At 62.8% G+C, this 12,532-nt stretch carries 12 protein-coding genes; 10 read left to right on the top strand and 2 right to left on the bottom strand.

What is annotated here, in order from left to right; translation table 11 throughout:
- The first annotated feature begins 25 nt into the window (after positions 1-25).
- Genes ATY76_RS26230 through lpdA form a run of 8 tightly spaced genes read left to right on the top strand, consistent with a single transcriptional unit; the run spans position 26 to position 8,744 of the window.
- Positions 26-3,010, top strand: coding sequence for a 2-oxoglutarate dehydrogenase E1 component (locus tag ATY76_RS26230; RefSeq protein ID WP_088677715.1), 2,985 nt, complete (start codon positions 26-28; stop codon positions 3,008-3,010).
- 16 nt (positions 3,011-3,026) lie between these two features.
- Positions 3,027-3,335 (top strand): YciI family protein, encoded by a 309-nt coding sequence (locus ATY76_RS26235; RefSeq protein ID WP_088677575.1) that lies wholly within the window; start codon positions 3,027-3,029, stop codon positions 3,333-3,335.
- Positions 3,336-3,374: 39 nt separating this feature from the next.
- Positions 3,375-4,616 carry a 2-oxoglutarate dehydrogenase complex dihydrolipoyllysine-residue succinyltransferase gene (odhB, locus tag ATY76_RS26240; protein ID WP_088677576.1) on the top strand — a complete coding sequence of 414 codons (1,242 nt, stop codon included), beginning with the start codon at positions 3,375-3,377 and terminating at the stop codon, positions 4,614-4,616.
- 11 nt (positions 4,617-4,627) lie between these two features.
- On the top strand, positions 4,628-5,377 hold the full coding sequence (locus ATY76_RS26245; protein ID WP_088677577.1) for a DUF4241 domain-containing protein: 750 nt from the start codon (positions 4,628-4,630) through the stop codon (positions 5,375-5,377).
- Positions 5,374-5,904, top strand: coding sequence for a hypothetical protein (locus ATY76_RS26250; protein ID WP_088677578.1), 531 nt, complete (start codon positions 5,374-5,376; stop codon positions 5,902-5,904). The genes ATY76_RS26245 and ATY76_RS26250 overlap by 4 nt, the downstream gene beginning before the upstream one ends.
- Positions 5,901-6,653, top strand: a complete 753-nt coding sequence (locus tag ATY76_RS26255) for an SDR family oxidoreductase (RefSeq protein ID WP_088677579.1) — start codon at positions 5,901-5,903, stop codon at positions 6,651-6,653. Before ATY76_RS26250 ends, ATY76_RS26255 begins: the two co-directional genes overlap by 4 nt.
- A gap of 19 nt (positions 6,654-6,672) precedes the next feature.
- Complete coding sequence (locus ATY76_RS26260) at positions 6,673-7,311, top strand: LysE family transporter (protein ID WP_088677580.1); 639 nt, start codon at positions 6,673-6,675, stop codon at positions 7,309-7,311.
- Positions 7,312-7,337: 26 nt separating this feature from the next.
- The gene (gene lpdA / locus ATY76_RS26265; RefSeq protein ID WP_088677581.1) at positions 7,338-8,744 is read left to right on the top strand and encodes a dihydrolipoyl dehydrogenase; all 1,407 of its coding nucleotides are present in this window, start codon (positions 7,338-7,340) and stop codon (positions 8,742-8,744) included.
- Positions 8,745-8,835: 91 nt separating this feature from the next.
- Here the strand turns inward: lpdA and ATY76_RS26270 are convergent, their stop codons facing one another.
- Both ATY76_RS26270 and ATY76_RS26275 read right to left on the bottom strand, forming a co-directional pair.
- Entirely contained in the window at positions 8,836-9,912 is a 1,077-nt protein-coding gene (locus tag ATY76_RS26270; protein ID WP_088677582.1) for a TraB/GumN family protein, read from the bottom strand.
- Positions 9,913-10,047: 135 nt separating this feature from the next.
- A complete protein-coding gene (locus ATY76_RS26275; protein ID WP_088677583.1) occupies positions 10,048-10,983 on the bottom strand; it encodes a tyrosine recombinase XerC in 936 nt (311 codons plus the stop codon).
- A 141-nt stretch (positions 10,984-11,124) separates the two neighbouring features.
- Between ATY76_RS26275 and ATY76_RS26280 the strand changes: the two genes are divergently transcribed.
- Both ATY76_RS26280 and ATY76_RS26285 read left to right on the top strand, forming a co-directional pair.
- Positions 11,125-12,078 (top strand): GNAT family N-acetyltransferase, encoded by a 954-nt coding sequence (locus tag ATY76_RS26280; RefSeq protein WP_088677584.1) that lies wholly within the window; start codon positions 11,125-11,127, stop codon positions 12,076-12,078.
- A gap of 14 nt (positions 12,079-12,092) precedes the next feature.
- The gene (locus tag ATY76_RS26285; protein WP_088677585.1) at positions 12,093-12,530 is read left to right on the top strand and encodes a GNAT family N-acetyltransferase; all 438 of its coding nucleotides are present in this window, start codon (positions 12,093-12,095) and stop codon (positions 12,528-12,530) included.
- Positions 12,531-12,532 lie beyond the last annotated feature (2 nt).

Consider the following 12,532-nt stretch of genomic DNA (forward strand, 5'->3'; position numbering starts at 1 on the left):
CGGACGGAAGCGTTCGCATATCACCATGGCACGGCAAGAAGCCAACGAGCAGTTTCAGATCACCTCGTTTCTGGATGGCGCCAACGCAGCCTATATCGAGCAGCTCTATGCGCGCTACGAAGAGGATCCCGCGTCGGTGGACGACCAGTGGCGCACCTTCTTCAAGGCGCTGGAAGACGATCCTGCCGATGTGAAGAAGGCGGCCAAGGGTGCTTCCTGGCGCAAGAAGAACTGGCCTCTGGCAGCCGCCGGCGATCTGGTATCGGCTCTCGACGGCGACTGGGGCATCGTCGAGAAGGTGATCGAGACCAAGGTGAAGGCGAAAGCCGCAGCCGAGGGCAAGCCCGCCGACACCACCGACGTGCTGCAGGCGACACGCGATTCCGTGCGCGCCATCATGATGATCCGCGCCTACCGCATGCGCGGCCACCTGCATGCCAAGCTCGACCCGCTCGGCATCGCCGCTGCCGTCGACGACTATCGCGAGCTGTCGCCGGAGAATTACGGCTTCACATCAGCCGACTACGACCGCAAGATCTTCATCGACAACGTTCTCGGGCTCGAATACGCGACGATCCGCGAGATGATCGAGATCCTCGAGCGCACCTACTGCTCGACCCTCGGCGTCGAATTCATGCATATCTCCAACCCTGAGGAGAAGGCCTGGATTCAGGAACGCATCGAAGGGCCCGACAAGGGCGTCGCCTTCTCCGCTGAAGGCAAGAAGGCGATCCTCGCCAAGCTGATCGAAGCCGAAGGCTACGAGCAGTTCCTCGACGTCAAGTTCAAGGGCACCAAGCGCTTCGGCCTCGACGGCGGTGAATCGCTGATCCCGGCGCTGGAACAGATCCTGAAGCGCGGCGGCCATCTCGGTCTCAAGGAAGCCGTCTTCGGCATGGCCCATCGCGGCCGCCTCAACGTGCTCTCCCAGGTCATGGGCAAGCCGCACCGTGCCATCTTTCACGAGTTCAAGGGCGGCTCCTATGCGCCTGACGAGGTCGAAGGTTCCGGCGACGTCAAGTACCATCTCGGCGCTTCCTCGGACCGCGAATTCGACGGCAACAAGGTGCACGTCTCGCTGACGGCCAACCCCTCGCATCTCGAAATCGTCGATCCGGTCGTCATGGGCAAGGCCCGCGCCAAGCAGGACATGAGCGCGACGGTTTGGGATGGCGACATCATTCCGCTGTCCGAACGCGCAAAGGTTCTGCCGCTGCTGATTCACGGTGACGCCGCCTTCGCCGGCCAGGGCGTCATTGCCGAAATCCTCGGCCTGTCCGGTCTGCGCGGTCACCGTGTCGCCGGCACGATGCACGTCATCATCAACAACCAGATCGGCTTCACCACCAACCCGGCCTTCTCGCGCTCGTCGCCCTATCCGTCCGACGTCGCCAAGATGATCGAGGCGCCGATCCTGCACGTCAACGGCGACGATCCGGAAGCCGTCGTCTATGCGGCCAAGATCGCGACCGAATTCCGCATGAAGTTCCACAAGCCTGTGGTGCTCGACATGTTCTGCTACCGTCGCTACGGCCATAACGAAGGCGATGAACCGTCCTTCACGCAGCCGAAGATGTACAAGGTCATCCGTGGCCACAAGACGGTCCTGCAACTCTACGCGGAACGTCTGGTTCGCGAAGGCCTGCTGACGGACGGCGAAGTCGAAAAGATGAAGGCCGACTGGCGCGCCCATCTCGAGCAGGAATTCGAGGCTGGCCAGCACTACAAGCCGAACAAGGCCGACTGGCTGGACGGCGAATGGTCCGGCCTGCGCACGGCCGACAATCAGGACGAACAGCGCCGCGGCAAGACCGCCGTGCCGATGAAGACGCTGAAGGAGATCGGCCGCAAGCTCTCCGAGATCCCGGCGGGCTTCAACGCCCATCGCACGATCCAGCGCTTCATGGAAAACCGCTCCAACATGATCCAGAGCGGCGAAGGCCTCGACTGGGCGATGGCGGAAGCGCTTGCTTTCGGCTCGCTCGTCGTCGAAGGCCACAAGATCCGTCTGTCCGGACAGGATTGCGAACGCGGCACCTTCTCGCAGCGTCACTCGGTTCTCTACGATCAGGAGACCGAAGAACGCTACATCCCGCTCGCGAACCTGGCGCCGACGCAGGCCCGTTACGAAGTCATCAATTCGATGCTTTCGGAAGAGGCCGTCCTCGGTTTCGAATATGGCTATTCGCTCGCCCGCCCGAATGCGCTGACGCTTTGGGAAGCCCAGTTCGGCGACTTCGCCAACGGCGCGCAGGTGGTCTTCGACCAGTTCATCTCGTCGGGCGAACGCAAGTGGCTGCGCATGTCGGGCCTCGTCTGCCTACTGCCGCACGGCTATGAAGGCCAGGGTCCGGAGCACTCTTCGGCCCGCCTGGAACGCTTCCTGCAGCTCTGTGCGGAAGACAACATGCAGGTCGCCAACGTCACGACGCCGGCGAACTACTTCCACATCCTGCGCCGGCAGCTGAAGCGCGACTTCCGCAAGCCGCTGATCCTGATGACGCCGAAGTCGCTGCTGCGCCACAAGCGGGCGGTCTCGACGCTTGCCGAACTGGCCGGCGAATCCGCCTTCCATCGCCTGCTCTGGGACGACGCCGAGGTGATCAAGGACGGTCCGATCAAGCTGCAGAAGGACAGCAAGATCCGCCGCGTCGTCATGTGCTCCGGCAAGGTTTATTACGATCTGCTGGAAGAGCGTGAAAAGCGTGGCATCGACGACATCTATCTCCTGCGCGTCGAGCAGCTCTATCCGTTCCCGGCAAAGGCGCTCATCAACGAGCTGTCGCGCTTCCGCCACGCCGAGATGGTCTGGTGCCAGGAAGAGCCGAAAAACATGGGCGCATGGTCGTTCATCGACCCGTTCCTCGAATGGGTGCTCGCCCATATCGATGCGAAGTACCAGCGTGTCCGCTACACCGGCCGTCCGGCCGCCGCCTCGCCGGCAACAGGCCTGATGTCCAAGCATCTGTCGCAGCTTTCGGCATTCCTCGAGGATGCGTTGGGCGGCTAAAACAAGGGAGGGCGTGATGGCTTACTTCTTTCTGAGACTGCAGCCGCCGCGCCCCACTTTCCCGCATGACGGGACCGGGGAGGAAATGGCGGCGATGAAACGCCATGTCGAATACTGGCATCGCAACGCCCTTGCGGGATCGGCCGTGACGGTCGGCCCCGTCTTCGAGGGGAAAGGCGCCTGGGGCATGGCGGTCGTCGAGGTCGAGGATCAGGCGGCGGCGCAGGCTCTTGCCGACAACGATCCGATTATCGCTTCCGGCTTCGGTTTCCGCTTCGATATCCTGCCGATGCCCTCGATCATCTTGCGGCCGCCCGCCGTCTGAAACGTTTAAACGAAAACACACGAAATCAGGATTTGAACAATGGCCACAGAAATCCGCGTTCCAACTCTCGGTGAATCCGTCAGCGAGGCAACCGTCGGCACCTGGTTCAAGAAGGTCGGCGACGCCATCAAGGCCGACGAGCCGATTCTGGAGCTTGAAACCGATAAGGTGACCATCGAAGTTCCCGCGCCCACCTCCGGCACGCTTTCCGAAATCGTCGCCGCCGCCGGCGAAACCGTCGGCCTCGGGGCGTTGCTCGGCCAGATCGCCGAAGGCGCAGCTGCCGCCGCCGCGCCTGCTGCTGCCGCTCCTGCTGCTCCGGCACCTGCCGCGCCCGCCGCTGTGGCTGCGGCATCGTCGTCGTCCAGCGCCTCCGTCTCCACCATGCCGCCGGCGCCGGCGGCTTCGAAGATGCTGGCCGAAAACAATCTTTCCGCCGATCAGGTTGACGGCAGCGGCAAACGCGGCCAGGTGCTGAAGGGTGACGTCATCGCCGCCGTCGCCAAGGGCATTTCCGCTCCGGCGGCAGCACCCGCAGCAGCGCCTGCCGCTGCGCGCGGTCCGTCGACGGTCGAGGATGCCTCGCGCGAAGAGCGGGTGAAGATGACGCGCCTGCGCCAGACGATCGCCAAGCGCCTCAAGGACGCGCAGAACACAGCCGCCATGCTGACCACCTATAACGAGGTGGACATGAAGGCGGTCATGGACCTGCGCAACAGATACAAGGACGTCTTCGAGAAGAAGCACGGCGTCAAGCTCGGCTTCATGGGCTTCTTCACCAAGGCCGTGACGCATGCGCTGAAGGAACTGCCGGCTGTCAACGCCGAGATCGACGGCACCGACATCATCTACAAGAACTACTGCCACATCGGCGTCGCCGTCGGCACCGACAAGGGCCTCGTGGTTCCGATCGTGCGCGATGCCGACCAGATGTCGATCGCCGAGATCGAAAAGGAAATCGGCCGCCTCGGCAAGGCAGCCCGCGACGGCCAGCTTTCGATGGCCGACATGCAGGGCGGCACCTTCACCATCTCGAACGGCGGCGTCTACGGTTCGCTGATGTCCTCGCCGATCCTCAATGCACCGCAGTCCGGCATTCTCGGCATGCACAAGATCCAGGAGCGGCCGGTCGCGATCGGCGGCCAGGTGGTCATCCGTCCGATGATGTATCTGGCGCTGTCCTACGATCACCGCATCGTCGACGGCAAGGAAGCGGTCACCTTCCTCGTGCGCGTCAAGGAAAGCCTCGAAGATCCGGAACGTCTGGTTCTTGATCTTTAAGGAGCTTTTCGATGCGGAACCGGATGATGCGAGCGGCACGCCTTCTTCTTTGTGCTGCCACCGCGCATGTCCCGGTTTCCGCGTCGGCGGCCGGTTGGGACGTTACCAAGGCCAGCAGCAATTTCGAGCTGGTGGCGCTTGGCGATGCCGAACTCTCCGGGCGGTCGATCACTGTGATCCATATGGGCAATGCCGAGCTGACCTCGGGGCGCATCGTTGCTGCCGACCCGCTCGCCCAGCCGGATCGGCCGGCGCTCGCCAAGACGGTTGCGCCGGGCGACTATCCTGTCACGCTCTACCGGGCATTCGGGCGCATTGCCGCCGCCAGCATGCGGTTTGCCGAGGGCAAGCCGGATCATTGGGAGCTTGCGGTCCTTCCCGGCCAGGACCCCGCGACGCTGAAAGACGGCGAGATCTTCGGCTATCCCGTCGATGCCGGCCTCGGCTGTTACATGGATGCCGATACGCTCGATCTGATCGGAGAGCGTCAAGCGCAGGTTCAGGCGCAAAAGCCCGACGCGGACATCAATTATTATGACGATGTGCTGGCGTCTGACCTCGATGCCAACAAGGGCGCCTATGCGCTGCACCGGCCGGTCGCCGGCAAGAAGGGCAATGTCGCGGTGTTCTGGAGCGGCTGGGGCGACGGCTTCTATCCGGTTTTCTGGGGGCTCGACAAGGACGGCCATCCGCTGGTGCTGCTGACGGATTTCGGCGTGATCGAGAATGCCGACGGGCGGAGAGAGCAACAAGGACAATGAGCGAGGGGATCGGCATCATAACGGGATGGAAAGGCGTGGCTGCAATTGCGGCCGCCATGCTTTTTGCCGCTCCGGCCGCCGTGTCCGGCGCCGACTGCAAGCAGGAGCGGGCGGTTTATATCGATCGCGACGGCGCCTATGAACTGCGCTTTGCGCCGCTGAATTCTTCGTCGGCTGCCGCCAGCAACCAGTTCAAGGTCAGTGCGCTGAAGACATCCGTCGTGATGGAAGGCTATGTCATGCCGTCGGAAGATCCGGTGCGCGCCATCGGCATCCTGATGTTCAACTGCCCCGAGGGCGACGTGACCGGCGCCGATCTCGATGCCTGCACGGTCTGGCAGGGCGCCGTCTACGGCATGGATGAGAAGGGCGAGATGGACAATCTGCAGCCGGAAGGCGCTGTGGCGGCCGAAAGGCTCGTGCTGCCCGGCCTCGGTCCTGCCATCCGCGAATCCAGCGCCTGGGGTGAGGGCAAGGCTTCCGTGGCGCCCTGGGACGTTCTGACATTCAAGGAATGCGCGACATGAGCCATGCACCTGTCGTTCTCGTGACCGGAGGCAGCAGGGGCATCGGCGCTGCCGCCTCGCGTCTTGCCGCGCGCCAGGGCTGGCGTGTCGCGGTGAACTATGCCTCCAACCGCGCGGCTGCCGATGCCGTCGTCGCGGCAATCGCCGCAAGCGGCGGCGAGGCGATAGCGATCGAGGGCGATGTCGGCAAGGCCGGCGATATCGTCGCGATGTTTGCCGCCGTCGATCGCCATTTCGGCCGGCTCGACGGGCTCGTCAACAATGCCGGCATCGTCGATTATCCGCAGCGGATCGACGAGATGTCTGTGGAGCGCATCGAGCGCATGCTGCGCGTCAATGTGACCGGCTCCCTGCTCTGCGCGGCAGAAGCGGTCCGCCGCATGTCGAGCCGGCATGGCGGGCGGGGCGGGGCGATTGTCAATATCTCGTCGATGGCGGCGGTGCTCGGTTCGCCGGCGCAATATGTCGATTACGCCGCCTCGAAGGCCGCCATCGATACGTTCACTGTCGGACTGGCGCGCGAAGTGGCGGCGGAAGGCATTCGTGTGAACGCCGTCAGGCCGGGCATCATCGAAACCGACATCCATGCTTCGGGCGGGCTGCCGGACCGGCCGCGCGACATGGCGCCGTCGATCCCGATGCAGCGGACCGGCTCGGCCGAAGAGGTGGCGGACGCGATCCTCTATCTTCTCTCTCCATCGGCTTCCTATATAACCGGCGCGATCCTCAACGTCAGCGGCGGCCGCTAGAAGGCAGGGCGAAAGCAGCATGCAATATATTCTCGAATTCATGGGCCTGATGGCCATTTTCTCGATCTTCATCGTCGTGCCGGGCGCCGATTTCGCCGTCATCCTGCGCCAGAGCATCGTGCATGGGCGCCGCGCCGCCATCATGACCGGGATCGGCATGGGCTTTTCGCTGCTCTTCCATATCAGCTACACCATCCTCGGCCTCGGCCTCATCGTGTCGAAATCGCTGATGCTGTTTTCGATGATCAAATGGGCGGGTGTCGCCTATCTGGTCTATCTCGGCATCAAGTCGTTCCGCGAGCCCGGTTTCAACGTGCGGGAGATCGAGGTGACGGCCGAAGACCGCAAGCCGGTCTCGATGCTGAAATGCCTTGGCATGGGCTTCATCACCAATGCGTTGAACCCGAAGCCGGTGCTGTTCTTCCTGTCGCTGTTTTCGACGCTGGTGCATCACGACACACCCGCGCTCATTCAGTTCTCCTATGGCATCAGCATGGCGGGGGCGCTAGTCGCCTGGTTTGCCGGCGTCTCCTATTTCTTCACGGTCAAGGCGATCCGTGACCGCTTCATCGCCAGCGGCAAATGGTTCAACCGCATCACCGGAGCGGCACTCGTCGGCTTCGGCTTCCGCCTCGCTCTGTCGCGCGCGGCCGACTAAACGAAAAATCCAAAGGGAAAAAAGCAATGTCCTACGATGTGATCATTATCGGAACCGGCCCGGGCGGCTATGTCTGCGCCGTCAAGGCGGCCCAGCTCGGCCTCAAGGTCGCCGTCGTCGAAAAGCGCGCGACCTATGGCGGCACTTGCCTGAACGTCGGCTGCATTCCGTCGAAGGCGCTGCTGCATGCTTCCGAGATGTTCCACCAGGCCGGCCACGGGCTGAGCGCTCTCGGCATCGACGTGCCGGCGCCGACGCTCAATCTCGCCAATATGATGGCGCATAAGGATGCGACGGTGAAGTCGAATGTCGACGGCGTCGCCTTCCTGTTCAAGAAGAACAAGATCGACGCCTTCCAGGGCACCGGCAAGGTCGTCTCGGCCGGCAAGGTTTCCGTCACCGCCGAGGATGGCAAGGTGCAGGAGATCGAGGGCAAGAACATCGTCATCGCCACCGGCTCCGACGTCGCGGGCATTCCGGGCGTGCAGGTCGAGGTCGATGAGAAGACCATCATCTCGTCCACCGGCGGCATTGCGCTGGAGAAGGTTCCGGAAACGCTGATCGTCGTCGGCGGCGGCGTCATCGGCCTCGAGCTCGGCTCGGTCTGGTCGCGTCTCGGCGCCAAGGTCACCGTCGTCGAATATCTCGACACCATCCTCGGCGGCATGGACGGCGAAGTCTCCAAGCAGTTTCAGCGCATGCTCGCCAAGCAGGGTATCGATTTCAATCTCGGCGCCAAGGTCACTGGTGTCGAAAAGGGCGGCAAGGGCGCCAAGGTCACCTTCGAGCCGGTCAAGGGCGGTGATACCGTCACGCTCGACGCCGACGTCGTGCTGATCGCCACCGGCCGCAAGCCTTATACGGCAGGCCTCGGCCTCGAAGAGGCTGGCGTTGCGCTCGACAATCGCGGCCGCGTCGAGATCGACGGTCACTTCAGGACCAATGTCGCCGGCATCTATGCGATCGGCGACGTGGTGAAGGGGCCGATGCTGGCACATAAGGCGGAAGACGAGGGCGTGGCGCTTGCCGAAATCCTCGCCGGGCAGCACGGCCACGTCAATTACGAGGTCATTCCGAGCGTCGTCTATACCCAGCCGGAAGTCGCTTCCGTCGGCAAGACCGAGGAAGAGCTGAAGGCGGCAGGCGTGGCCTACAAGGTCGGAAAGTTCCCGTTCACGGCGAACGGCCGCGCCCGCGCGATGCTTGCGACCGATGGCTTCGTCAAGATCCTCGCCGACAAGGAAACCGACCGGGTGCTCGGCGGCCATATCGTCGGCTTCGGCGCCGGCGAGATGATCCACGAGATCGCCGTGCTGATGGAATTCGGCGGTTCGTCGGAAGATCTCGGCCGCACCTGCCATGCGCATCCGACGATGTCGGAAGCGGTGAAGGAAGCGGCGCTCGCGACCTTCTTCAAGCCGATCCACATGTAAGCTTTAAATATTCCTGGCCAAGCGCGCAGCCGCTCGCCGTGAGGCGAGCGGCTGTTTTATTTGTCGCCCATCGGCCGATGCAGCAGGAAGCTTAGTTTACGGCCGTTACGGTAAAACCCTGCTGGCGCAGCAGCTCGATAACGCCGCGCTCGCCCGGCAGATGCAGGGCGCCGACGGCCATGAAGACGTTGCCGCCGTCGAGAATGGGGGCGGCGCGTTCGGCCATCACCTTGTTGCGGTCGAGGATGACGCGCTGTTCGAAGGCGGCGTAATCGCTGTCTTCGCCTTCCTTCTCCGGCGTCACAGTCTTCAGCATCGGCATGGTCATGCCGATATCGCCGGAGAGATAGAGATCGGTCATCGTTTCGACGACATCGTTCATCTTGTCGCCGAGCTCCAGCGTCTCGATCAGCGACTTCATATGGAATTCGACCGGCAGGTCGGCCATGGCCTGGATCTGCTCGGCAAGGGTCTCCAGCCCCTTGACCTGCTTGCCTTCGGCTGCGGCATCGGCGGCGATTTTCTGGTCGAGGAATTTTACGCCTTTCGCCTTGCGGGCAATTTCGCAGGCCGGCAGGGCGACGGCGCTCGAGATCATCCAGGGCCGCATGCGGGAGACGGCGCCGAGCGGAATGCCGCGCTGCTTGAGGCCGGCTTCGAGGCGCTGGTAATCCTCGGAGGAAAGCAGCTTGTCGATCGTCGTGCCGTCCGTGAACATCGTCAGCTCCGGCTTTGCAAGCAGGGCGGCGGTCGCCTTGCGCTCATCGAGAATCTCGTCGGATTCGATGATGATCGTGCTGGCCGCATCATGGGCGGCCTGGGCGCGCGGCGGCAGGGCAAGCACGCGCGGATCTGTGACATGCATGCTGCCGAGCAGCCAGGAAGGCTGGACGCCCGGCTTCTCGATCTTCCAGAAGATACCCTTGCCGTTCGGCGTGGCGTCGGCTTCCTTCTGAGCCTCGGCATAGCGGGCGGGGTCGTTCTGCTGCAGCTCGGCCATCAGGTTGCGGCCGGTGCAGGTCTCATCGCCCGCGGCGGCCGGCCGAGCCGTCAGAAAGGCGACAAAAAGGGCTGCGAGAAGCAGCATGTGAAAGGCTGCGATCAACCAGAGCAGCAGATTGCCCGGCGCGATGAAGTGAAACGTCCGGCGGCCGATTGATGTCGTCATAGGGGTTTTCCCATCACATGCCTTATATCAGTCACGCTCTACGCCCGGCTTGCGCATATTCCTTTAAGAAAATGCGTTAACGAACGGTTGAAGCCTCCTCGTCGCTCAAACCGCTGCACGGTTTGAGGACATGCATCAGGCTCGCGGATGGGCGCGATCATACACCTCCAGCAGCCGCGATGCATCGACGCCGGTATAGACCTGCGTGGTCGACAGGCTGGCATGGCCGAGCAGCTCCTGAATGGTGCGCAGGTCGCCGCCGCCGGCAAGCAGGTGCGTGGCGAAGGAATGGCGCAGCGCGTGGGGTGTGGCGGTCTCCGGCAGGCCGAAGGCGCTACGCAGCTTCTGCATGGCGCGCTGGATGATCGCCGCCTGCAGCTTGCCGCCGCGGGCGCCGCGAAACAGCGGCTCACCGCTTTCCAGATGGTAGGGGCAAAGCGTGCGATATTTCTCGACGGCATCGAACACCACAGGCAGCAGCGGCACCAGCCGCGTCTTGTTGCCCTTGCCGGTGATGCGCAGCGTGGTGGCGCCCTTCTGCAGATCGGCGGGAACGAGATCCAGCGCCTCGGAGATGCGCAGGCCGCAACCGTAAAGCAAGGTCATGACGGCTGCATCGCGCGCGGCGATCCAGGGTTCGTCATGGAGCTGGGCTTCGTCGCTGACGATGGTGATCGCCTGCGTATCGGAGAGCGGCTTGGGCAGCGATTTCGGCTGCTTCGGCGAGCGGATCGCGCCGGCGCCGGCGGCATTGACCAAGCCCTTCTTTTCGAGATGGCGCAGCAGCGAGCGGAGGCCGGCGAGATTGCGGCCGAGCGAGCGGGCACCGGAGCCCTGCTTGCGCCTTGCCGCGAGGAAGGCGCGGAAGTCGGCAGGGCGCAATTCCCTGATATCGGCAAGTGTCGCCGGCCCGGCGAGATGGCCGGTCAGGAAGGTCAGAAACTGGCGGGTATCGCGCTCGTAAGCGTCGAGCGTATGCTCGGAAAGACGGCGCTCGCGGGCGAGGTTTTCGAGCCACGCAGCCCGTTCCGCCATCAGGCGCGGATCGGCGATGATCAACAGTTCATTCACGGGGCAGGGCCTTGAATTTGCCTTCAAGCTCGCCAATTTGAAGTAGGAACGGTTATGGAATTGCTAATGCCGGCCAAACCTTTGTCATCCCTAGATCATATTCTACTGCGATAGCTTTATACCCCATAGACAGGATCTTTCATGGCACGGCGCGATTCCATGACGGCTTTCGGACAGCTCGCGGAAGCGATCGCCCTCGTTTCACATGGAAAACCCGGTCATATCGTTGATACGCTGATTGCCGAACGCGGCCAGAGGATCGTCAAACACCCGCTCTGGCCGGCGATGCGGCCATTTCTCTACACGCTTCTGCGCTACAGCAAGGCAATCGAATTCGCCAATGCGGTTGCCAAGATGCCGGGCTTCCAGTCGTTCGAATATCTGAGCGACGTGCTGAAACTCGATATTGGCATTACTAATGGCGAACGCATTCCCGATAAAGGCGGCTTCATTCTCGTCAGCAATCACCCGACCGGCATTGCCGATGGCGTCGCTGTCTTTGATCTCCTGAAAGCGCGCCGGCCCGACATGATGTTCTTCGCCAACCGGGACGCGATCCGCGTCAATCCGCGCTTTGCCGAGATGATCATTCCCGTCGAATGGCGGGAGGAGCACAAGAGCAAGCTCAAGGCGCGCGAGACGCTGCAGCTGACCAACCATGCGGTCAGGGAAGGCAAGGCGACCGTGCTCTTTCCGTCGGGCCGCATCGCCTATTGGGCGAACGGACGGCTGAACGAGCGCCCATGGAAGACCTCGGCCGTCGGGCTGGCGCGCAAATACAATCTGCCGATCCTTCCCGTCCATATGACGGCGCGCAATTCCGGCCTTTTTTACTGGCTGGCGAAATGGTCGACGGAACTTCGCGACATGACCGTGTTCCACGAGCTCTTGAACAAGCGCGGCGACCGTTTCGATTTCGTCATCGGCAATCTCATTCCGGCCGAACATCTGGACGGCGACCTCAATGATGTGACGAAGGCGCTGGAGAAGCATACGGTGCATGATCTCGCGGCGGATGGTGACGCGGCCTTCGTGCCGGTCGGCCTGCCGGCTGCAGCAGCGTCTGACCGCGACCTGCCGGTTCCTGCGGTTTAGATAGCAGCATCGTTATGATGATCGATATTCGGGTAATACGCGATCGACTGCCGCAGGAGATCGTGGCTCTCGAGAGCGAGGCCCGGTGCGAAGGCCATCTGCATATCACCCGGCTCATTCAAGAATGGTCAGCTGGCGAAGTCAGGTTTGACGATGTTCGCGAAAAGCTGCTCGCCGCTTACGCCGGTCAGGCGCTGGCCGGTATCGGAGGCATGACCGTCGAACATGCCATGGCGGGAGCGTTGCGGATGCGGCGTTTCTACGTCCAACCTGCAATGCGCGGGCACGGCATCGGCCGGATGCTCGCCCAGGCTCTGCTGGACCATGGGCGATCCTTCTGCACGCTCGCCACCGTTCACGCGGGAAATGATCGCGCGGCGAAGTTCTGGGAGTCGTTAGGGTTCCAGCCCCGTGAGCATCACCGTTATACCCATAGTCTTGAGCTGCGTTGATC

Source organism: Rhizobium sp. R339, from assembly GCF_002211395.1.
Taxonomy (GTDB): domain Bacteria; phylum Pseudomonadota; class Alphaproteobacteria; order Rhizobiales; family Rhizobiaceae; genus Rhizobium.